The following is a 21,954-nucleotide window of genomic DNA, read 5'->3' as shown; positions in this document are numbered from 1 at the left end:
AAACAGGTGCTTGCTTTTGGTCATGTGTGGGAATAGTTATATTTTCTCAAGATCCTTATACTGCTCCAGTGCAGGACTTTCGTCGCCGACATACCAGTAGTCGCAGCAATCACCGCCAAGAGCCTCGGTCTGTGTACGGATCAGGCGGGCGTGCATGACCTCCGCAAGGTAGTGGTCAGTTCTGCACAGATAAGGGAGCAGATCTGCATAGCCGTGCTCCTTCGCATGCTTGGCTATAGGGCAGCCGATCAGATGGAAGCAGAACCCTTCAGTCCTGCCATCTGGGTTGATCTCAACTTTCCAGCTATCCATCCATTCTCCTTTAGCCTGGTGTTCCTGTTGCATTTTGTTGAACTTCACATAGGTTTTTTCAAATACTTTGTATGGCCAGTTGCTCTTGTTGCCATTGACAATTTTTCCAAGGAATTTCATCTTCTCAGTAGATTCCCGTTTGATCGTGAGAAGAACCTCGCCGTCAAGCCTGTGATCGCTTGCCTCATAAAATGATATGATGGTGAACCAGTCATACATATTGGCCGCCATCATATTTTTGCCGAGATCCGGCATGTCCCTGCGCATAAATTCCCTGTAATATTCATCAGCCTTTTTGAATATACCATCCGCCTCGGACGGAAGATTCTCTTTGCAGTATTTTTCGTAAAGCTTTGCATAGCTCGATACTGAATATGCCCGTTTCATCTCATTTACCTCCCATAACTTGATGCCAGTCTATTAGAATCCGCAGTGGTGGGGCTGACAAATCCAATTTAACTATTGGGTTAGAATATACTAACTGAATAAATTTTATCATATAAAGTTCAGGATAACAAACAATAATGTATTGAAAATTTTTGTTAGGTTGGGGAAAATCTATATCTATAGAAAAAACAATATAAAAACATTTATATATAGTAAAATTAAATAATATAGTAATGACATTTAATGGTAAATATGATATAGTTTGTTATTATATTATTAAGTAGTCGTGGGTATTGAGGTAAAGTTAAAAAATGATGGATAATCAAGTATTATCAGTCATTTAGGGGAAAATGGGAGGAAGAATACCATGAATAAAACAAAATGTTTATATATATCATTGGGGGTTCTTGCTATAATCGCTACCATAGTGGGATTTAGAGCATATAATAATATATGGGTTGGAGTGCTTTCAGCAGTTATAGTTGTAATTCCATCTATATATTCGGTAATTCCACTTATTATTGAACAACACAAATCAAAGAATGCTAGAAAAAATAGATTGACTGAATCAATATTTACTGATAGAAAAAACGATTTAGAGGATATCATCCGCATTTTAAACATTAATGAACATTGTGTTGAAATAGCAGGAAACGAAGAACAATGCGGAAAAAGTTGGATGGCTAAAAGACTGTGTGATTTTATTAATAATCCTAAGGATTCAGAATTTAAAAATATACAGTACAAATGTCAATATATAAAGGCAGATTATTTGGATATGGATAGTTTAACAGCTAAAGAATTTGACAAATATTTTATAGATAATATTATTACAAGTAAGAATGTATTAATCTTTGATAATGTTGAAAAAATTAGTGCTATTTTAGACAAACAAAAACAGTTCCATTTTCAAATGATTTATATTTTAAAAAATAAAATTAATTTAGCACTGACAACACATACTATGTCTGAATTTCCACAAAATAATATTAATGAATTGCAAAATAAAATAAGCAAAATATATCCTAATATTAGTACACTTACACAATTTGAAATCAATACACTTTTCCAATTAACAGATGGAAATATTGGACGAATCACAGCATTGCTTAGTGAACAAAAAGGTGTATCATGGATTAAAGATATATCAAATAAAACACCAACTGAATATGAAAAATGTCTTCATAAGATAGAAATAGATATTATTGTAGGAAAGTATCAAATAGCTAGAGATAATTTGAGAAAGTTCGAGGTGGAATATAAGAATAATTTTAGTAATAATATGCATTTAACCTATAAATATAACCTTATACTTTCAAACTGCGAGCATATGTTAAACCAATATGAAACAGCACTAGCAACATTATCTATTATTGAAATACCATCATATAAAAAATATAATCAAAAATATGAAATTGAATTACATAAGGCACATTATAATAAGCACCTATGGCATTGTAATGAAGCACTTGAAATATTAGACAGTATTAAAGACAATTCTTTTGCAGCTTTAGTTGATTCACTTGGTATCTTGGCAGCTAAATATTTTATAAATGATTTAAGCGTTCCATATTCTTCCGATGATTCACTTAAAGAATTTAAAAAGAAATTTTTCAATGCATCAAATAGTTCTTTGAATTGTACTGATTTTGACAATTATAAATTAAAACGCTATAAACCGATATTTATTTTCTATGATAAAAAGCCGTCAAAAGAAGAGATGTTAATTCAATGCATTGATGAAGTTATTAAAGTATATGAGGGAGAAAATAATCGACTAAGGGCAAATGCGTATTTTATTAAAGCTGAAATATATAGATTGTATAAACAATATGACAAATCTGTGATTGAATACAAACATTGCATGGATGTAACTATCGATAATAATATTCGTCTTCAAACTAATTTGATTATGTATTATTTAATCAAAGTAAAGGGACTTAATTTGGATTATGAATTAATGCCTGATAATGAAATTAATAATTTATGCCAAGATAATGCATATTCTTGTATAGTGCGGCATAGGATAAGAAATATTGAATTAGGGGATCCAAATGCCGCAGAAATACAAGAACAAATAGATACAAGAATTATGCCTATTTTATAGATATATCCTCAAATGTGAAAGCTGGGGTTTTCAATAAAATTAATTTATTTCTGTAATATATAATATCTTTCTCATTATGGTTTTTTATAGCATATAATAGTTGTGCCAGCATTTTAACATCACCAAATTTCCAATTATAGCGAGCAATTTCCTGAGTACCTATTCTTATGCCATCATTAGCAAATAAACGTTTATGTTTTTTATTTAATGTAATATTATAGTTTTCAGCTGTTTGATAAAATTCATTAGTATCTAAACTATTCATCAAAATAAATAATTGATGCGTATATGTATATTTGTTACTTTTCAATTTTGCAATATTAAAACCTAAATTAGAAAGTTCTTCAGCAAGTTGATTTGCTATTTTTACAGTTAAATTTTGATAGGATTTTCCAAAATTTTCTTGTTCAATAAGTGCAAGTAATAAAGCCGCTATATGATTTGGTTGAGTATTTCTTAAATAATTGGGAGTAATATTTTTTTGCAGTTGTTGTTGGTAATTACTACAATTGGTCATAATAAGTCCACATGCAGGTGCAGGTAATGTTTTGTGTGTGCCACCAATTAATACTATATTATTGATATATTCTAAGGGATTTTCCAACACCCCAGCGGCAATAAGACCAAGAGTTTGTGTTCCATCATAAATAATTCCCATTGAATCAGGTAATGATATTTTAGACATATCAGGTGGATTAATAATATCTGACTGACAGAATATTAAGAATTTGTATAATCCAGATTTACATAAATTATTTAATTCTTTGTAATTAATTTGATAATTATCATAATCATAAGGAATTGCTTCATAATTAACGCCAAGTTTTTCTAGAATAATAGGTATAGAGGCATGACCACCTTGATCTGGAGTGGTTATAAGAACGGAGTCAGTATTCTTTAATAGCGACATTGCACATATGGTAAAACAATTAATTCCTGTCACTGTATCTGCATTAGTATACTTAGCATTAAATAATAGCTGACATTCTTTCTTTAATAATTCATTTAATCTAAATACATATGTTCCTCCGATAAAAGAATTAGTGCCATTTGAATCTACAAATGAATATTTCCCTTCATAATTAGAAATTAGTGCCTGTTTAGAAAAATCAGAAATGTATGTTTCAGCTGCACAAAGTGGAATTTTATTCTTTTCAAATTCATTCAATTCTCTACATAGTTCTTTATATTCTTCAAGTATCTCGCTCATTTGCATTCCTCCCATTTTCCCCTAAATGACTGATAATACTTGATTATCCGTATAAATACCACCGCTGCCGAGGTTGATTAAAGGCGCAAAATGAAAACAAAGCATATCCCTCGAAAGATAATATGCTTTGCTTACATAACTAAATATTAAAATTATTTCTCGGATGTTTAGTTGCCAAAATACTTCGCTGTTTAGCCAACGCAACGTGAGTATAAATCTCAGTGATGTTGATGGAGCTGTGCCCCAGCATTTCCTGAATATAGCGGATGTCCACATCAGCTTCCAGCAGACTGGTTGCAAAAGTATGTCTGAACATATGTGGAGTTATGTGTAGATCGATTGCGGCAAGAGCGGTATATTTATTTATCATTCTGCGGACAGTCTGATCGGTCAGTGACCGACCGGATTGATTTGCAAAGAAGTGATTGCAATTCATTATCTCGGAATGAAAATCAACTTCATATTTGTTCAGTATACTTATGACAGACGGATTTCCTATCTGAAGTCGGCGCTCTTTATCACCCTTGCCATATATAAGGATGCTTCCATCGTACAGGTTGATATCGTTGACTTTCAGCGCACAGAGTTCAGAAATTCGCATGCCGGTTGCAAATAAAAGTTCAATAACGGCTGCGTCTCTCAGAGAATTCCTTCTTTGATAGATAGTTTTGGCACAATTAAGCTGTTCATAAATGGTGGACAAAATTGTTTCAACGGTGTGAAGTGGAATGGTCTTGGGTAATATTACGGGCTCTCGAAATTTGATCTGCAGTTTATTGAACGGATTTCTATCCAGGATTTCCTTGTATTCAAGATAGTGAAAAAATGCTTTTGCAGATGCAATTTTACGTTTTACGGTCTTGGGCTTGTATTTATTATGAAGTTCACCGATGTAATCCTCCAATATACTGGTGGAAACGTTGGTGATGTCAGATGAGCAAAGATAGTCTGAGAATTGCTTTAGATCGATCTTATACGCTTTCAGAGTTTTTTCATCAAGGCATTTCTGTTTACCACAGTATTCCAAATAGTTTTTTATCAATATTTGCATGTTGTCCATAGTTGATCTCCTTTGTATGTATTTGTCAGAATTATATGGTACAGGAAAAATGTAGGAAAGTAATTGAGACTGCTAAATATGGCGTAAATAATAAAAAATACGGGAATCAAGTAGTGCTTAAGGTGTAACTATGATAAAATTATTATGGTAATTGTGAAGATATCAAACATGTTCGTGAAGATGGAAGTGAATATTGGAGTGTGAGAGAACTTGGCCCGGCACTTGATTATGTACAGTGGAGAAATTTTGAAAAGGTAATAAAAAGAGCGATGATTGCATGTGAGAATAGTGGACATAGGGTTTCTGACGATTTTGCTGAGGTCAGCAAAATCGTTGAAGCAGGAGTTACGTCGAAACCAACAAGAGATTACGAATTATCCCGATATGCATGTTATTTGGTAGTACAGAATGGAGATCCACGTAAGGAAGTCATAGCTTTAGGTCAGACATATTTTGCAATACAGACATACAGACAGGAAGTCGCTGATCATTTTAATGAGTTGGATGAGGATAATAGGAGACTGGTGGTTCGGGGCGATATCAAGCAGTGGAATCAGATGTTGGCAGAGACTGCTCATAATGCTGGAGTAATAACAAATGAAGAATTTGCTTTTTTCCAAAATGCAGGTTATATGGGTCTGTATGGAGGACTTGATGTAGACGATATCCATTCAAGAAAACAGTTAGAAGTTGGGCAAAAAATACTTGACTATATGGGAAGTACGGAGTTGATCGCAAACTTGTTTCGTATATCTCAGACAGAAGAAAAGTTGAGGAAAGACAAAATACAAGGCGCTGATAAGGCAACATCAGTTCATTATAATGTTGGAAAAGAAGTGCGCACTGCCATAGAAAAGATTGGTGGCACGATGCCTGAAGATCTTCCAACGCCAGAAAAAAGTATTCAACAGATCGAGAAAGAACAAATGGAACGATTAAAGTTGAAGGCGAAGAAAGGAAAGCTAATGCTTGATGAATGAGCGCTGGACTATTTGGCGATATTGGAAAGCACAAGCATTATATGTCCTGACCAGACATTTACCCAGAATTTACTTTCAGATGGTGTTGACATTTACAGAAATAAGACTAGTATATGTTCGATATGAAGTATGATATGGGAGGATAGATATGGGCAGTTATGTAATATCGGACATCCACGGATGCTATGACGAGCTGATCCGGATGCTTGAGAAGATAAATTTAGAGGACAGTGACACTCTGATATGTGCGGGAGATTATGTAGATAAGGGACCAAAGAACGCCGAGGTACTGAAGTGGATAATGAATGTTCCGCCAAATGTCATTCTGCTACGGGGAAATCATGATGAGGACTTTGCACAGAATATAGAGGCGATGAGGATCATCAGCTACAAAATGGATCTTGACAGGGATAGCCTGCAGAACACGAAAACTTTGTACCAGTCGATGAAAAAGCTTGCGAAAAAAGATGCCAGCGTAAAGTTTGACCGCTGTGAGACGGTATATGAGCTGATAGAAGCCGGATATACTTTCTCGCAGTTATGTGCATGGGCGGACCGGATAAAGAACATGCCGTATCTGTATGAAACGAAAGTGTCTGGCAGAACATGCATAATAGTCCATGCCGGATACATCAGGAGACTTGATACGCCGGAACTTAAGGCCAGGTACAGCTCAAGGGAAGAGTTCTATATGAATGCCAGGGGAGATGGATTTACTGATGGCGGTATCATGCACGGCATGGTTGTGGCGGGGCATACTCCTACGACCAAAGAGGAAGAATTTGCATATAATGATGGACGGGTATTTCGAAGGTATGACAAAGAGCGGGACTTTTTGTTCTATGACATAGACTGTGGATGCTGGATGAGAAACATAGGAATAAAGAACGCAAGACTTGCATGTTTCAGGCTCGAGGATGAAAAGACGTTTTATGTGTGAGGTTGTGAAGTCCTGAATTAGTGGACTTCACAAATTTTTCACAAAATTTATTAGCACTCGGTATTGACGAGTGCTAACAAAAGTGGTATAACATAATCAGTCAAAGGAAAGAGCTTCTAAATAGAAATTAACGATAAGCCTTGAAGCGATCCTTTGAAAAGGAAACGAAATTATTAACATGTATATACCTGATGCGATAAAGGCAGAGGGGATAGATATTGGAAGGAGAGATGACTTATGTTAATGCCTAGTATTATTGGAGATAGCTTTTTAGATGATTTCTTTGGATATCCTGAGAGGACTTATGCAGCACCAAAGCAGACTCAGATGAATGGATTTATGCAGGCTGATGTAGCCGAGAGTGAGGATGCATACACAGTTGAGATGAATCTCCCAGGAGTTAAGAAAGAGAATGTGAAGATAGAGCTCAAGGATGGATACCTGATCGTGAACGCTTCTACAAAGAGTGAGACTACAGAGGAGGATAAGAGGACAAAGTATATCCGCAAGGAGCGTTACAGTGGCTCAGGCAGCAGAACCTTCTATGTTGGCAAGGATCTGACTCAGGAAGATATCAAAGCCAAGTTTGAAGACGGAGTGCTTAAGCTCACAGTTCCAAAGATTGAGAAGAAACCGGAAGAGCCAAAGTCAAAGTATATAACAATTGAATAATATACGATAGACAGATTACTTTCATTTGTATATAAAAGTCCGGCGCAGGAACCTCCCTCCTGTGCCGGATTTTTTGTGGAAACCCCATGGGGACGGAGGTACCTGACCCCTCCGTCCCCATGGAGTACCGGAGGTACCTGACCCCTCCGTCCCCGCGGGGATTGTTGATTGACAACCTTAACTCACAGATTATAATGGGAATAAGCATAATTACAAATAAGACAAGGAGATGTATGACATGAGATACAAGGCAGCGATATTTGATATGGATGGAACAATACTCAATACTCTGGAGGACCTGACAGACAGTACAAACTATGCTCTTGCTCATCATGGATTCCCTGAGAGAACTATAGATGAGGTTAGAAGATTTGTTGGGAATGGCATACGAAAGCTCATTGAGAGAGCTGTGCCGGCGGGAACTGATGTGGCAACGATAGATAAGGTGTTTGATACATTTGCTTCTTATTATAAGGAGCACAGTGCCATCAAGACCAGACCATATGACGGAATACATGATGCCATCGCAAAGCTCAGGGCAGCAGGTGTGAAGACTGCGGTTGTGTCCAACAAGGCGGATTTCGCAGTCCAGGATCTGTGTGTTGACTATTTCCCGGGAATGTTTGATTTCGCACTTGGTGAGAAGTCTGGCATAGCAAAGAAACCGGCACCTGACATGGTGGAGGAGTGCCTCAGAACGCTTGGTCTTGAGAAGAAGGATGTCGTATATATAGGTGACTCTGACGTGGATCTTGCCACAGCAAGAAATTCTGGAACGAATGTCATCATGGTTGGCTGGGGATTCAGAGACGAGGAGTTCATCATGAGCCTTGGAGCACCATTTGTCATTCATGAACCACAGAAGATAGTTGACATAATACTGGGAGAGTAGCGGATGCTGACTTATTCATTTGATGACAGGGGGATGGATTTCCTCTATGAACATTTGTACAAAGAGATAAAAAATGACATATTGATGGGAAATCTTAAAGCCCATGAGAAACTGCCGTCAAAGAGGGCACTTGCAGCTCATCTGAATGTGAGCGTGGTCACTGTGGAGAATGCCTACAGCCAGCTTCTTGCGGAGGGGTATATTTATTCCAAGCCGAAGAGCGGGTTCTATGTGTGTGACGTGAAGGCCGAGGATGCGGATGTTGTGGGAGTGCGCAATGCCTACTATGCCAGTGAATATAAGGGTGGTACAGAAGGTTCCGTAATGAAAGATAATGCAAGGCAGAACATGACCTCAGATGAATCGGACGTTGCATACTTGCGCGGAATACGATCGGAAGACCATGTGACAGAGCATTCTCATGTGATCAGGGATCACGCAGAATCCCCTGGCCAGAACAGGTTCTTTGCCGACTTTGTAAACAATTCCACCCTCAGTGAGAACTTTCCATTTTCGACATGGACGAAGCTCATGAGGGAGACGATGATGGATGATCGGGAAAAGCTTATGAAGAGATCACCGTCTGGTGGTATATTTGAACTCAGAAAGGCCATTGCGGATTATCTCTATCAGTTCAGGGGGATGTCTGTAAGCCCGAACCAGATCATAGTCGGCGCGGGAACGGAATATCTGTATGGTCTTATCATACAGCTTCTCGGCAGGGACAGCGTATACGGTGTGGAGAATCCGGGATATCAGAAGATACAGCACATATACGATGCATATCAAGTGAAATGCTGTTATATAGACATGGATGAGAGCGGTGTCAACATAGATTCGCTAGAGCGGTCCGGGGCTGATGTGGTGCATATATCACCGTCACACCATTTCCCTACGGGAACTGTCACTCCGGCGAGCAGGAGATATGAACTGCTGGGCTGGGCGGCAAAGCAGGAGGGCAGATATATCATAGAGGATGAATATGACAGTGAATTCCGTCTGGTTGGAAATCCAATCCCGGCGCTTCAGAGTATAGACGCATCTGATAAAGTCATTTACATGAATACATTTTCAAAAAGTTTGTCATCAACCATACGAATAAGCTACATGGTATTGCCAATACCGCTCATGGTAAGGTATAATCATGTACTAAGCTTTTATGCGTGTACGGTGTCGAATTTTGATCAGTATACACTCACAAGGTTTATCCAGGAGGGGTATCTGGAAAAGCACATCAACAGGATGAGAAAGTTTTACAGGAACAGCAGGGACAGGATACTCGGTTGTATCAGGAGTCACAGGCTGTATCCACAGGTAACGATAAAGGAAGAGAATGCAGGTCTTCATTTCCTTATGGAGATCGACACGTCATACACGGACAGAGAGATGGTGGACAGGGCTGCCGCGGCAGGAATCAACATATCCAGCCTCAGCCAGTACTGCCACGGAAAAGAGCAGGAGGACAGCCACACACTGGTTATCAATTATTCGGGCATAGAAGAAGACATAATAGAGGAAGCCTGTGACAGACTTCTTGAGAGTGTGGTGTGCTTGACGACATAGCATGCAGACGCCGCGCGGAGCGCATTTCATGCGTTTGCAGGAATTTTTCGTAAGGAGGACAACGGATGAAGATATCATTTGATTCACTTGAGGAGCAGAATATTCAGAACTTTAAGGGCGGCGAAGGCGTATTCAAGCCACGCATGCACGTAGGCAATTACAACAAGATCATGAGGGCAACACTTCCAGCCGGAAGTTCTATAGGACTTCACACACATGACACCAACAGCGAAATTATATTTATCATCTCAGGAGTTGGGACCATGGAGTATGACGATACCATGGAGATACTCAATCCGGGCGACTGCCATTATTGCCCACCGGGACACAGCCATAGTCTGAAGAACAACGGCGATGAGGATCTGGTGTTCTATGCTGTAGTGCCAGAGCACAATTAGAAGAGAATAATATAAGAAAATAAAAAAGAGGTTCTCCCAATCAATGTAACTGGAATATATCTGGAATTCCGGGTGCGCATCAGAATGTGGAGACCTCTTTTTTATTTGTTATCAAGTGATTAACTTGATATATATGCGTTAATTCATGTCACATCTAGAAAAGTTGCAGATAAATGTGGTGTTTCGCGTCAGGCTGTAGCAAAATGGGAGAAAGGTATTAACTTTATAATACTATCACTGGATAGACTGTTTTAATGTAGTTTACATAAATTTTACGTGCCTGCATATTGAAAAATACGATACAAAATGCTAGTATAATAGCAAATTTATGGTGATGAAATTTAAGCCAGTAGATACACAAGAAATGTGTCTGCTGGCTTTTCTTGCTTTTTACATGGATTTTACATTTCGTTTACTGCATGTGGATAGCGGCCCTTTCATTATGTGGATATGCTTGTTTAAGATGAGATTTATATAAGGAGGAAAGAAACACAGTGGACGAAAGAGTTAAGATAGTATTTGGGTTGCTGGGAGGACTTGCCATGTTCCTATATGGAATGAACAGCATGAGCGATGCACTTCAAAAGGCAGCAGGAGAAAGGATGAAGAGAATATTGGGATTTCTTACCAAGAATCCTTTGATGGGAGCTTTGGCGGGAGCACTTGTAACCGCAGTTCTCCAGAGCAGTTCGGCGACTACGGTCATGGTCATCGGATTTGTAAGTGCAGGACTCATGAGTCTGCCACAGGCTATATCGGTAATATTTGGAGCAAATATAGGAACGACCATGACGGCACAGCTTATGGCGTTCAAGATCAGCAATTACATATATCCGATCATATTCATAGGCTTTATTATGAACTTTGTGTTCAAGAAGGAAAAGATCAGAAATGTTGGTATGGTCATATTCTCATTTGGACTTCTCTTTGAAGGTATCGAGGTCATGGGTGGTGTTATGAAACCACTTGCCAGCAGTGCGATATTTGTGGATCTGATGGGCAAGGTGTCAGAGATACCGGTTCTCGGAGTTGTACTTGGCGCAGTTATGACCTTGGTTGTACAGAGTAGTTCGGCGACCATTGCGGTACTTCAGAACTTTGCGTCACAGCCTGGACCTGACGGAATACATAGTGTCATAGGTCTGGCAGGGGCGATACCTATCCTTTTCGGAGATAACATTGGAACAACTATCACAGCGCTTCTGGCATCCATAGGACAGTCCAAGAATGCCAAGAGAACAGCTATCGCGCACAGTACATTCAATATCACAGGAACCATACTTTTCATGTTCCTTATAAGACCGCTGGCTGCATTTGTGCAGTGGATATCACCAAAGGGGGATGAACTTGACATCATATCAAGGCAGATAGCAAATGCGCATACCACGTTCAATGTCGCATGTACACTTATCTGGCTGCCTCTGATACCTGTTATGGTGAAGATAGTGAAGTTTATCATCAGGGGTGAGGACAAGAAAAATTCAGAGGGCTTTGTAGCCAAGTATCTTGATGATAAAGCTATGTCACAGCCTGCGGCAGCTATCTACATGGCTGCAAAGGAGATATCAAGACTGTCGGCTCATGCGGGCAAGATGATAGAGGCTATGAAAAATGCTATAGAGAAGAGAAATATTACAGATATCCGAGACAAATATGTGGATGAGCATGATAAGGTCAAGGAGCTTCAGGATATAATAGTTGATTTCATCACAAAGCTGATATCAAGCGGTAACCTTACTGAGAAACAGGCAGAGCAGGCGGCAGGACTCGTGGTAGTCAGCAACAATATAGAGCGTATAGCAGACAGGTGCGATGAGGTGGATGGTCTGTATAAAAAGATCCTGGACAATGGACAACTGCTGTCGGATGCTGCGATAACCGACCTGACAGCCTGTATGGATATGACGGAGAAACTTTTCAGTGAGTCAATGAATGCGATAATTACGGGAGACAGCGAAACTCCTGACAAGGTTGCTGCAGACAAGAAGAAGATAAGAAAGCTCCAGAGACAGGCAGGCAAGGCTCATCTCGCAAGAGTCAAGAAAAACACCTGTGTGAGAAGCCTGACAGCGGATTATTCGTCACTCCTTTACAGCATGGACCGTATGGCGGACAACTGCATATCCATTGCGGAAGAGGCAATCGACGATTTCACATTTGACAAACTTGATATAGAGAATATGGATAGCGACAGTGAAGTCATGGTGAAGGCAGGTGCTCAGGCATGACAAAATACAAATGTGAATGAACGTATATTGACAGGCATATAGACAGGAGCTGCAAAAGGGCTGGATACTGGAAAATGATTACCACAATAAGGAACAGCAACTTGCATGGGTGCATATAATGAGTCTGCTCCTATGATGAGAGGGATAGTCATATGGCTATCCGTCTTGTTGTGTATGTATAGAATAAAACAGATAGAAAGAGGACAGGCAATTGGTAAACTGGCTGATCAGACTGATAAGAAAAATAAAGAACAGAAAAGGAGAATATGAAGAAATGGCACAGGATACAAATATAAGTACAATAAAGGGCGTATACGTCAACAGAGAGATTTCATGGCTCAAGTTTAATGAGCGTGTGCTGGAGGAGGCACAGAATGAGAATTCACCGCTTTGCGAGAAATTGTCATTTCTGGCAATATATCAGTCAAATCTTGATGAATTCTTCATGGTGAGAGTTGGTTCTCTGGAGGATCAAAAGCTTCTGACCGGAGATCAGAGGGAGAACAAGACAAAGCTCAGCCCACAGGAACAGATTGATGCGATCCTTGAGAATGTCACAAAGCTCAATGCGATCAAAGACAACATATATGAGAACCTCATGAAAGATGTTGAGACGGAGGGCTTTAGACTGGTGCGTTATGCAGATCTGTCAAAGGCTGACGCAAAGTATCTTGACAGTTATTTTGCGCAGGAGATACTTCCGCTGCTCTCAGTGATGATCGTTGGAAGAAAACAGCCGTTCCCATTCCTCAAGAACAGAGAGATATATGCCCTTGCCATACTTGAAAGAAAGGGCAAGAAGAAACTCGGCATCATACCTTGTGAGAGTGGCATGCTTCCAAGGCTTGTGGCACTTCCGGGCGTGCCGGGAACCTATATACTTTTGGAGGAACTTATCCTTCACTATGCTCCAGGGCTTTTCAAGGGCTATAAGGTTCAGGAGAAGACCCTCATGAGGATTACCAGAAACGCAGACATCGATGTGAGCAAGGTGTATGATGAAGACCTCAACTACAGAGATCAGATGGAACAGGTGGTTAAGCTCAGAAAGAAACTTGCTCCGGTCAGAATAGAATTTACAAGAGATATATCTCAGAAGATGGTTGGGGAGGTGTGTGATTACTGCGAGCTTGACGAGAAACATGTATTTTATTCAAAATCTCCGCTGGATCTGTCGTTTGTATTCCAGATACAGGATAAGCTTAGGGACAGACAGGAGCTGTTCTTTGAGAAGAGAGTGTCACAGCAGTCACCGGATCTTGATGTGATGAAGCCGCTTATACCTCAGATACTTGAGAAGGATGTGCTTCTCTCATATCCGTATGAGAGCATCAGACCGTTCCTGAATCTCCTTCAGGAGGCAGCAAGAGATCCAAAGGTAAATGCAATCAGGATGACTTTATATCGTCTTGCGAAGAACTCCAAGGTTGTGGAAGCACTTGTGGAGGCTGCAGAGAATGGTAAGCAGGTTGAGGTACTTGTGGAACTCAAGGCAAGATTTGATGAGGAAAATAATATAGAGTGGAGCCGTACCCTTGAGGACGCGGGCTGCCATGTTGTGTATGGCGTTGACGGACTCAAGGTTCATTCAAAGCTCTGTCTCATAACCAGAAAAGACGGAGGCAGGATCCAGTACATAACACAGATAGGAACGGGTAACTACAATGAGAAGACATCGAGACTCTACACAGATCTGTCACTTATGACTGCAAATGAGGCTATTGGTAAGGATGCTATGAAAGTGTTTCAGTCAATCCTCATTGGCAATACAGTCAGCCATGCTGATCACTTGCTTGTGGCTCCTGAATGCCTGCAGGCTCCGGTTCTCAAGATGATAGATGATGAGATTGCCATAGCAAAGGACGGTCAGTCTGCTTATATCGGAGTTAAGATCAATTCTCTCACTGACAAAAAGATCATCGACAAGCTGGTTGAGGCATCAAAGGCGGGAGTGAAGGTTGAACTTATAGTCAGAGGAATATGCTGTCTGCTGGCAGGGATCCCCGGCGAGACGGAGAACATACATATAAGAAGTATTGTCGGACGCTTCCTTGAGCACTCAAGAATATATATGTTCGGAACCCCTGACAGAGACAAGATATATATAGCTTCAGCAGATTTTATGACACGTAACACTCTCCGCCGTGTGGAGGTCGCTACACCTATATACGATGATAAGATCAAGCAGCGTATCAGAGACATGTTTGGGCTTATGATGAAGGACAACATGCAGGCACGCATACAGCAGCCTGATGGCACCTACTTGAAACAGAACCGTGATGTGGAAGAGATAAACTCACAGGAACAGCAGTATGCAGATGCCTATGAGAGGGCACGTCAGTAGGCGCATTGCATAGTGAGACTGCGAAAAAGTAGCAAAGGCATTTGCTTTATGCGGTCAGATATGTTAGAATCTGTAAAAATCAAAGATAAAAATAACGTGCAGATTACGGACCGAAAAGGATAACGACTGTGCATGCTTTGGCATGCCGGCTGTTATCCTTTTTGTGTTTTATAGTGATTGCGGATAAGGAGAAGTGCATGTATCTGATGATAGACAATTTTGATTCATTTGTGTATAACCTGAAGGCGTATTTCGAGGAAATGGGAAGATGTGTGACCGTAAAAAGGTGCGATCGGATATCTCTGCATGATGTGGAAGATCTGGAGCCGGAGGGCATAATACTTTCACCGGGACCTGGGCGGCCATGGGAGGCAAAAATGTGTGTGGATGTTGTGAACATGTATAAGGGAAAGATTCCGATACTTGGAGTCTGCCTTGGACATCAGATACTTGGGTATTGTGCGGGCGCCATTGTTGAAAAAGGAAAGATGCCAATGCATGGAAAGGTGACAGAGATACATACCTGTGGAACAGGTCTGTTCGCGCGGCTGCCGGAAAGCTTTAATGTCACAAGGTACCACTCATTGGTAATAAATGGCAGTAGTCTGCCGGATGATTACCAGGTGGATGCTGTATCCGAGGATGGTGCAGTTATGGGAATATCACACAGAAGGCTGCCGTTGTACGGGGTGCAGTTTCACCCGGAAGCGGTACTTACGGAGTATGGTCATGATATATTGTATAATTTTTGTATAGCGGCGGAGAAGTTTAATTGCAGATAAGGAGTCATATATGAGAAATATGAGGCGAGTGCTAAAAAAACTTGACAGATATGTGTGTGCAGCTGATGTTTTTGAAATATATGAGGATGAGACAGGAATAGCATTTCTTGACTCATCCCTTGTGAATAATCTGGGACACTATTCGATCATCGGGAGATGCCCGTATCTCAGGCTTGTTAAGAATGGGGATGCATTTGAGGTTAATGGAGATTCTGAAAAGGATATAACATTTGAAGAATATATGAGACAGTATCTTGTACAGCATATGGATAAGAGTTCGGAGGATTTGCCGATCGTATCAGGAGCGATAGGGTATGTATCCTACGATTATGGAATGGATAGGATGGGGCTTGATTCCATCAATGAAGATCTTGTGTCTGTTCCAGAGGCAGTCATGACATTCTATGACTGTTTTGTTGTTGAAGATTGCTTAAAAAAAGAGACATATCTTGTGGCAAATGGGATGACAGGTGATGCACAGTCAAATATTGATGTAATGGAGAATGATATAGAGAAGTATTGCAGCAGGGATGATCGCGAAAGTGGGAATATAATTGACAGGACAAGTGAAGATGTACAAAAGAGGAAGAAGTATAACTTGAATGTGTACGAAGAATGCAGCAGAGAAGAGTATGAGGACTCTATAAGAAGGCTGAAGGATTATATAACAGAGGGGGATGTATATGTTGCAAATATGACAAGGCATATAGTTGTCGACAGCGAAAAAAAGCCTCTGGACGTGTTCCGCGATCTGCGAGTTAGCAATCCATCGCCATTTGGTGGATATCTTGATCTGGGAGATTATCAGATAGTGAGCGCATCTCCTGAACGGTTCATGCAGATAAAGGATCGTCGTGTGTACACCCGGCCGATAAAGGGAACGAGGAGACGAGTAGAGACTGACAGGGAGGATGAGGTGCTCAGGAGGGAGCTTGAGAAATCACAGAAGGAAAAGAGTGAACTTCTGATGATTGTAGATCTTGAGAGAAATGACCTGAATCGTGTGTGCAGACCGGGAAGCGTAAAAGTGACTGAACTGTTTTCGATAGAAGAATATGCGACTGTTTTTCATCAGGTGGCAAATGTTGAAGGTATGCTGCAGGATGGCGAAGATGTGATGTCTCTTCTTACTGCGGCATTTCCGGGTGGTTCTGTTACGGGGGCGCCGAAACGCAGGGCTATGGAGATTACAGATGAACTTGAATGCGGGAAGAGAAATATTTACACCGGCTCTATTGGTTATATTACATTGGATGGAAAATGTGATTTTAATATAGTGATAAGAACTGTATTGTACAGAAATGGCAGGTATTATCTTGGCGTTGGAGGCGGTATTACTGCCGATTCAGATCCTGGTGCAGAGTATGAAGAGACACGGGATAAAGCAAAAGCAATACTCAGTGCATTGCAGTAGCATTTGAAAATGATGAAAATGGGAGAAATGTAAAATGAATGTAAAAATGGATGATTGCTTTCAATTTGGTCTTGGAGCATTTGAAACTATAAGTGTGGTTGACGGCAGGCTGATATTTCTTGACAGGCATCTGAGACGCCTGGAAGATGCTGCAAGATTCCTGGATCTTGGCATGCCAGCAGAACGGGGCATAGACAGGATAGCTGTGCTGGAATATCTGAGAAAGTGGATGAGTGAACATGATTACAGAGATCGATCAGGTCATATGAGGCGATGTGCGTTAAAGATCATGCTGACTCAGGAAAATGTGGTTTTTTCAATGAGAGATAATCCTTACACCCCGGATATATACGAACGGGGGTTTGCAATGGACATAAGTAATGTTAGAAGAAATGAGACGTCGCCGTTCGTATATCATAAAACCATGAATTACGGAGACTGCATTCTTGAAAAAAGGCGGTCTGGCAAAGCTGGAATGGATGAACGGATCTTCTTGAATACAAAGGGACAGATATGCGAGGGTACGGTGAGCAATATATTTTTTGTGAGAGATGGCAGGATATACACACCCGCGATAGACTCAGGTCTTCTGCCTGGAACAGTAAGGGGGTATATCTGTGAATCAGAGGCGGTCACGCAGACGGTGATATTTCCTGATGAACTGTCATCATATCAGGAATGCTTTGTGACCAATTCCTTGATGGGGGTCATGCCGGTGAAACTACTTGGAAATATCAGCTTTGAGGAGAGGAGTGTCACTGCCAGGATGATGAGAAAATATCATGATTTTTCAGCTTCATGCCGGTAAAATGCCTTTTTGTATCATTGTGGTCCGGGCTCAGCCACTTCGCATATGGTAAGAGTGTCACCAGATATGGTAAACCTTATATCATACCCGCCGTACAGCATCCCGTACCGTCTATTCGGTTCATCCTGATAGCCCGGCCTTGGATCCTGCGCAAGTATCTCTTTCAGGGCCTCGATCTGTGTACTTGAAAATATAGTTTCAAGTTTGACGGCGATATCGTCAGAGAAACGTACTGACAGCTCCGGAATATCAAGGGAGTCTGTCCATCCCCCGGTCGCCTCCGGGTGGCTGTCTGTGTATGGCAGATAAGGCTTGATGTCGTACACCGGTGTACCATCCAGTATATCGGCTCCTGACACCACAAGCCCGTGTACACAGCCAGTTTCTTCATTATATATAATGTCCAGAAGCTTTACCGACGACAGTCCGATGTTGTTCGGTCTGAAAGGTGATCTGGTGGCAAAAACCCCCATCCGCTGGTTACCGCCCAGCTTTGGGGGTTTTACTGTTGCGGTAAAACCGTTCTTGTGAGCCCTGGAGAAGTCCCACAGCAGCCATATGTGGGAGAATCCGTCAAGCCCTCTGAAAGCCTCTGCCTGATTGTACGGTGGAAGCATCTCTATAAAAGCGGTGGCGCAGTCTGTCAGACCGCTTTGCCTTGGAATGCCGAACTTTTCTTTATAGTCACATCTCACATATCCTATTACTTCTAAACTGGTATTTGTCATGTATATTTATCCCACTTTCTGGTTGTAATTTATAAGTTATGGCAGATTATTTGCTGTACATTCAGCATGCATTGATTAACGCCGACTTTACATTCAATTTACATTGCGCTGGTTATGTATTTTACTTGTGCCATTTATCATAGTGCAAAGAAAAGAACGAAAGGCGCGCGAGTTCTTTTCCGGGAAATAAGCAAAGAATGATATGTCCCAATAATACAATATTTGCAAAGACCGGTTCAAGAGATAACCGGCACATGTAATAAGTTTTCGTAGAAAACTTGTTATGCAGCATCAGCCATACCATAAAGCGATTTTGCATGGCTGATGTTCCAAGAAAGAATATGGACAAAGTAAGGAGAAAAAGAAAATGGTTAAATTAAAGAAAGTATTGGCAGTAACACTTGGAGCAGCACTTATGATAGGAAGTCTTGCTGGATGTGGAAATAATTCATCAAAGAGCGCAGATGGCGGATTCGATGCAACACAGGATATATCAGTAGTATCAAGAGAGGAAGGCTCAGGAACAAGAGGAGCATTCGTAGAACTCACAGGAGTTGAGGAGAAGGATGCAGATGGCAATAAGGTCGACAACACAACAACAAATGCCATCACATGCAACAGCACAGAGGTCGTACTCACAACAGTAGCAGGAGATGATTATGCAATCGGTTACATATCTCTCGGAGCACTCAACGATACAGTAAAGGCACTCAAGATCGGCGGAGTTGAGGCGAGCGAGGAGAACATCAACAATGGTTCATACACACTTTCAAGACCTTTCAACATCGTTACAAAGGATGGCATCAGCGATGTTGCACAGGATTTCATCAACTACATCATGAGCGAGGATGGACAGAAGATCATCTCAGCAAATAAGTACATTGAGGTTGCGAACAGCGGAGCATTTACTTCAACAAATCCAAAGGGTAAGATTGTTGTTGCAGGTTCATCTTCAGTAACACCTGTTATGGAAAAGCTTATCGAGGCATATAAGGCGATCAACACAAATGCTGACATCGAGCTTCAGGAGAGCGATTCAACAACAGGTATCACATCAACATCAGATGGAACATGCGACATAGGTATGGCATCACGTGAGCTTAAGGACACAGAGACATCACTTGGACTTAAGGCAACAGTAATAGCAATGGACGGAATTGCAGTTATAGTAAATAACAACAACCCTGCTGATGACTACACAGTAGATCAGGTCAAGAACATATTCACAGGTTCAGCAGCAAAGTGGGAGGACGTAAAGTAATCAGCTTATGCATAAACTTAAAGAAACAATTATGCATGTAGTATTCCTGATAGCGGCACTGGTATCCATCGCAGCAGTAGCACTCATATGTGTGTTCCTGTTTGTGAATGGAATACCGGCCATCAAGGAGATTGGTTTCGGAGACTTCACCCTGGGTGAGGTTTGGAAACCGACAAATGGATACTACGGCATTCTTCCTTTTATATTAGGAAGCATATATGTGACAGCCGGATCGCTGATAATAGGAGTTCCGATAGGACTTCTCACGGCGATATATCTGGCAAAGTTTTGTCCCGACAGATTATATAAAGTTATAAAGCCATTTATCAATCTGATGGCTGGAATACCTTCGGTGGTATATGGATTCTTTGGAATGTGTGTGCTTGTACCGATGGTGAGAAGCATATTTGGAGTAAATGGAAATACGATGCTCACGGCATCAGTACTTCTTGGAATGATGATACTTCCAACTATCATCAGTGTATCAGAGACTTCAATAAGAGCGGTACCTGACAAGTATTATCAGGGAGCTTTGGCACTTGGAGCAACACATGAGAGAAGCGTGTTCAAGACTGTTGTCCCTGCAGCAAAGTCAGGAGTTATGGCAGCGATTATCCTTGGTGTTGGCCGTGCAGTTGGAGAGACTATGGCGGTTATCATGGTGGCTGGAAACCAGGTTCATATGCCTGACGGAATACTGAGAGGTGTCAGAACACTCACCACAAATATAGTAATGGAGATGGGATATGCGACGGATCTGCACAGACAGGCTCTGATAGCAACGGGCGTTGTACTGTTCGTATTCATACTCATTATCAACCTCCTGTTCTCCATCATAAAGAGAAAGACGGTGGCATAGATGGCAGAGAGAGTAGAAGGAATAAAGACAGTTGTCGCATGTGGCGATGACAGAACAAAAAATACAATAATCAGCACGAAAAAGACGGCACCTGAGGATGATCCTTCATCCATAGTTGATGTGGACAGCATAGAGGCTATAAACAAGAGAACATGGTCTGAGAAATGGGCTGAGTACAGAAAGAAACCGGGATCATTCATAATGTTTATCCTTGTACATCTGGCAACACTCATAACTGTGCTTTCTATAGGATTTCTGCTGGTGTATGTACTGGTAAAGGGAGTCCCTAATCTTAATGCAGACATATTCAGCTGGGAATATACATCGGACAACTGTTCGCTGGTGCCAGCACTTATAAATACGGTTTACATGACGCTGCTGTCCCTCCTGATAGCAGGTCCGATAGGAATATTTGCAGCAATATATCTTGTCGAATATGCAAAGACTGGCAATAAGCTGGTGGGGGTTGTGAGGATCACAGCGGAGACACTTACAGGAATACCGTCCATAGTATATGGACTTTTTGGAATGTTGTTTTTCACAAATGCGTGTGGACTTAGATTGTCACTCATATCAGGTGCGCTCACCCTGGCGATAATGGTTCTTCCAGTCATAATGAGGACCACAGAGGAGGCACTTATGGCAGTGCCTAAGTCTTATAGAGAAGGAAGTTTTGGACTGGGAGCCGGAAAGCTCAGAACAGTATTCAAAGTAGTGCTTCCTAGTGCCGTTCCGGGAATCCTGTCAGGAATCATACTTGCGACAGGACGTATCGTGGGAGAAACTGCAGCACTCATATACACAGCAGGATCGGTTGCAAAGATGGCAACAAAGCTTACCGATTCAACAAGAACTTTGGCAGTTCATATGTACCTTCTGTCCAAAGAAGGACTTCACACTGATCAAGGTTATGCGACAGCGGTTGTACTTCTGGTACTCGTGGTGCTTATCAACTTTGCATCAGACAAGATTGCAGGCAAGGTTGCTGCAGATAAAGCCAATTAGCATG

General features: G+C 41.1%; 20 protein-coding genes. 16 read left to right on the top strand and 4 right to left on the bottom strand.

Annotated features, from left to right (window positions below):
* Nucleotides 1-36: 36 nt before the first annotated feature.
* Complete coding sequence (locus NQ536_RS10685; RefSeq protein WP_004850032.1) at nt 37-699, bottom strand: L-2-amino-thiazoline-4-carboxylic acid hydrolase; 663 nt, start codon at nt 697-699, stop codon at nt 37-39.
* Between the two features lie 367 nt (nt 700-1,066).
* Here NQ536_RS10685 and NQ536_RS10680 point away from each other — a divergent pair, with 367 nt between their 5' ends.
* Entirely contained in the window at nt 1,067-2,806 is a 1,740-nt protein-coding gene (locus NQ536_RS10680; RefSeq protein ID WP_004850033.1) for a hypothetical protein, read from the top strand.
* Here the strand turns inward: NQ536_RS10680 and NQ536_RS10675 are convergent.
* Nucleotides 2,796-4,016, bottom strand: coding sequence for a PLP-dependent aminotransferase family protein (locus NQ536_RS10675; RefSeq protein WP_044997833.1), 1,221 nt, complete (start codon nt 4,014-4,016; stop codon nt 2,796-2,798). The two genes, NQ536_RS10680 and NQ536_RS10675, sit on opposite strands and share 11 nt — an antisense overlap.
* A gap of 139 nt (nt 4,017-4,155) precedes the next feature.
* Nucleotides 4,156-5,076: a tyrosine-type recombinase/integrase gene (locus NQ536_RS10670; RefSeq protein ID WP_004850038.1), complete on the bottom strand. Its 921-nt coding sequence runs from the start codon at nt 5,074-5,076 to the stop codon at nt 4,156-4,158.
* A 200-nt stretch (nt 5,077-5,276) separates the two neighbouring features.
* On the opposite strand from NQ536_RS10670, the gene dinD reads away from it, so the two are divergent.
* The 12 genes from dinD to NQ536_RS10615 all read left to right on the top strand — a co-directional run bounded on the left by dinD (nt 5,277) and on the right by NQ536_RS10615 (nt 18,097).
* Nucleotides 5,277-6,056, top strand: a complete 780-nt coding sequence (dinD, locus tag NQ536_RS10665) for a DNA damage-inducible protein D (RefSeq protein ID WP_004850040.1) — start codon at nt 5,277-5,279, stop codon at nt 6,054-6,056.
* 148 nt (nt 6,057-6,204) lie between these two features.
* Nucleotides 6,205-6,996: a metallophosphoesterase gene (locus NQ536_RS10660; RefSeq protein WP_004850043.1), complete on the top strand. Its 792-nt coding sequence runs from the start codon at nt 6,205-6,207 to the stop codon at nt 6,994-6,996.
* Between the two features lie 237 nt (nt 6,997-7,233).
* The gene (locus NQ536_RS10655) at nt 7,234-7,668 is read left to right on the top strand and encodes an Hsp20/alpha crystallin family protein (protein WP_004850045.1); all 435 of its coding nucleotides are present in this window, start codon (nt 7,234-7,236) and stop codon (nt 7,666-7,668) included.
* Between the two features lie 238 nt (nt 7,669-7,906).
* The gene (locus tag NQ536_RS10650) at nt 7,907-8,560 is read left to right on the top strand and encodes an HAD family hydrolase (protein WP_044997835.1); all 654 of its coding nucleotides are present in this window, start codon (nt 7,907-7,909) and stop codon (nt 8,558-8,560) included.
* A gap of 3 nt (nt 8,561-8,563) precedes the next feature.
* Nucleotides 8,564-10,123, top strand: coding sequence for a MocR-like pyridoxine biosynthesis transcription factor PdxR (pdxR, locus tag NQ536_RS10645; RefSeq protein ID WP_004850049.1), 1,560 nt, complete (start codon nt 8,564-8,566; stop codon nt 10,121-10,123).
* A gap of 65 nt (nt 10,124-10,188) precedes the next feature.
* Nucleotides 10,189-10,521, top strand: a complete 333-nt coding sequence (locus tag NQ536_RS10640; protein ID WP_004850052.1) for a cupin domain-containing protein — start codon at nt 10,189-10,191, stop codon at nt 10,519-10,521.
* A gap of 129 nt (nt 10,522-10,650) precedes the next feature.
* The gene (locus NQ536_RS14040) at nt 10,651-10,776 is read left to right on the top strand and encodes a helix-turn-helix domain-containing protein (RefSeq protein WP_081445850.1); all 126 of its coding nucleotides are present in this window, start codon (nt 10,651-10,653) and stop codon (nt 10,774-10,776) included.
* 239 nt (nt 10,777-11,015) lie between these two features.
* Complete coding sequence (locus NQ536_RS10635) at nt 11,016-12,749, top strand: Na/Pi cotransporter family protein (protein WP_004850055.1); 1,734 nt, start codon at nt 11,016-11,018, stop codon at nt 12,747-12,749.
* 274 nt (nt 12,750-13,023) lie between these two features.
* Nucleotides 13,024-15,093 carry a polyphosphate kinase 1 gene (ppk1, locus tag NQ536_RS10630; protein ID WP_004850059.1) on the top strand — a complete coding sequence of 690 codons (2,070 nt, stop codon included), beginning with the start codon at nt 13,024-13,026 and terminating at the stop codon, nt 15,091-15,093.
* A 197-nt stretch (nt 15,094-15,290) separates the two neighbouring features.
* A complete protein-coding gene (locus NQ536_RS10625) occupies nt 15,291-15,875 on the top strand; it encodes an anthranilate synthase component II (RefSeq protein ID WP_022058057.1) in 585 nt (194 codons plus the stop codon).
* 10 nt (nt 15,876-15,885) lie between these two features.
* Nucleotides 15,886-17,289, top strand: coding sequence for an aminodeoxychorismate synthase component I (pabB, locus tag NQ536_RS10620; RefSeq protein WP_004850062.1), 1,404 nt, complete (start codon nt 15,886-15,888; stop codon nt 17,287-17,289).
* Nucleotides 17,290-17,323: 34 nt separating this feature from the next.
* The gene (locus tag NQ536_RS10615; protein ID WP_004850065.1) at nt 17,324-18,097 is read left to right on the top strand and encodes an aminotransferase class IV; all 774 of its coding nucleotides are present in this window, start codon (nt 17,324-17,326) and stop codon (nt 18,095-18,097) included.
* Between the two features lie 14 nt (nt 18,098-18,111).
* Here the strand turns inward: NQ536_RS10615 and tsaA are convergent, their stop codons facing one another.
* A complete protein-coding gene (gene tsaA / locus NQ536_RS10610; RefSeq protein WP_004850067.1) occupies nt 18,112-18,825 on the bottom strand; it encodes a tRNA (N6-threonylcarbamoyladenosine(37)-N6)-methyltransferase TrmO in 714 nt (237 codons plus the stop codon).
* A 367-nt stretch (nt 18,826-19,192) separates the two neighbouring features.
* On the opposite strand from tsaA, the gene NQ536_RS10605 reads away from it, so the two are divergent.
* The 3 genes from NQ536_RS10605 to pstA are packed head-to-tail and all read left to right on the top strand — an operon-like array spanning nt 19,193 to nt 21,950.
* On the top strand, nt 19,193-20,086 hold the full coding sequence (locus NQ536_RS10605) for a substrate-binding domain-containing protein (RefSeq protein WP_004850069.1): 894 nt from the start codon (nt 19,193-19,195) through the stop codon (nt 20,084-20,086).
* A 7-nt stretch (nt 20,087-20,093) separates the two neighbouring features.
* Nucleotides 20,094-20,945, top strand: coding sequence for a phosphate ABC transporter permease subunit PstC (gene pstC / locus NQ536_RS10600; protein WP_004850071.1), 852 nt, complete (start codon nt 20,094-20,096; stop codon nt 20,943-20,945).
* Nucleotides 20,946-21,950, top strand: a complete 1,005-nt coding sequence (pstA, locus tag NQ536_RS10595; protein ID WP_004850073.1) for a phosphate ABC transporter permease PstA — start codon at nt 20,946-20,948, stop codon at nt 21,948-21,950.
* Nucleotides 21,951-21,954 lie beyond the last annotated feature (4 nt).

The organism is Coprococcus eutactus, from assembly GCF_025149915.1.
GTDB lineage: Bacteria > Bacillota > Clostridia > Lachnospirales > Lachnospiraceae > Coprococcus > Coprococcus eutactus.
The sequence above is the reverse complement of the archived record's forward strand: the minus strand, read 5'-3'. Positions and strand labels throughout refer to the sequence as shown.

Excerpts from the sequence above, each read along its gene's own strand:
- NQ536_RS10680 (WP_004850033.1), top strand. The coding sequence starts at position 1,067 with ATGAATAAAACAAAATGTTTATATATATCATTGGGGGTTCTTGCTATA.
- NQ536_RS10615 (WP_004850065.1), top strand. The coding sequence starts at position 17,324 with ATGAATGTAAAAATGGATGATTGCTTTCAATTTGGTCTTGGAGCATTT.
- pdxR (WP_004850049.1), top strand. The coding sequence starts at position 8,564 with ATGCTGACTTATTCATTTGATGACAGGGGGATGGATTTCCTCTATGAA.
- NQ536_RS10605 (WP_004850069.1), top strand. The coding sequence starts at position 19,193 with ATGGTTAAATTAAAGAAAGTATTGGCAGTAACACTTGGAGCAGCACTT.
- NQ536_RS10625 (WP_022058057.1), top strand. The coding sequence starts at position 15,291 with ATGTATCTGATGATAGACAATTTTGATTCATTTGTGTATAACCTGAAG.
- tsaA (WP_004850067.1), bottom strand. The coding sequence starts at position 18,825 with ATGACAAATACCAGTTTAGAAGTAATAGGATATGTGAGATGTGACTAT.
- NQ536_RS10685 (WP_004850032.1), bottom strand. The coding sequence starts at position 699 with ATGAAACGGGCATATTCAGTATCGAGCTATGCAAAGCTTTACGAAAAA.
- NQ536_RS10675 (WP_044997833.1), bottom strand. The coding sequence starts at position 4,016 with ATGAGCGAGATACTTGAAGAATATAAAGAACTATGTAGAGAATTGAAT.
- pstA (WP_004850073.1), top strand. The coding sequence starts at position 20,946 with ATGGCAGAGAGAGTAGAAGGAATAAAGACAGTTGTCGCATGTGGCGAT.
- NQ536_RS10640 (WP_004850052.1), top strand. The coding sequence starts at position 10,189 with ATGAAGATATCATTTGATTCACTTGAGGAGCAGAATATTCAGAACTTT.
- pstC (WP_004850071.1), top strand. The coding sequence starts at position 20,094 with ATGCATAAACTTAAAGAAACAATTATGCATGTAGTATTCCTGATAGCG.
- NQ536_RS10655 (WP_004850045.1), top strand. The coding sequence starts at position 7,234 with ATGTTAATGCCTAGTATTATTGGAGATAGCTTTTTAGATGATTTCTTT.
- pabB (WP_004850062.1), top strand. The coding sequence starts at position 15,886 with ATGAGAAATATGAGGCGAGTGCTAAAAAAACTTGACAGATATGTGTGT.
- NQ536_RS10670 (WP_004850038.1), bottom strand. The coding sequence starts at position 5,076 with ATGGACAACATGCAAATATTGATAAAAAACTATTTGGAATACTGTGGT.
- NQ536_RS10650 (WP_044997835.1), top strand. The coding sequence starts at position 7,907 with ATGAGATACAAGGCAGCGATATTTGATATGGATGGAACAATACTCAAT.
- ppk1 (WP_004850059.1), top strand. The coding sequence starts at position 13,024 with ATGGCACAGGATACAAATATAAGTACAATAAAGGGCGTATACGTCAAC.
- NQ536_RS10660 (WP_004850043.1), top strand. The coding sequence starts at position 6,205 with ATGGGCAGTTATGTAATATCGGACATCCACGGATGCTATGACGAGCTG.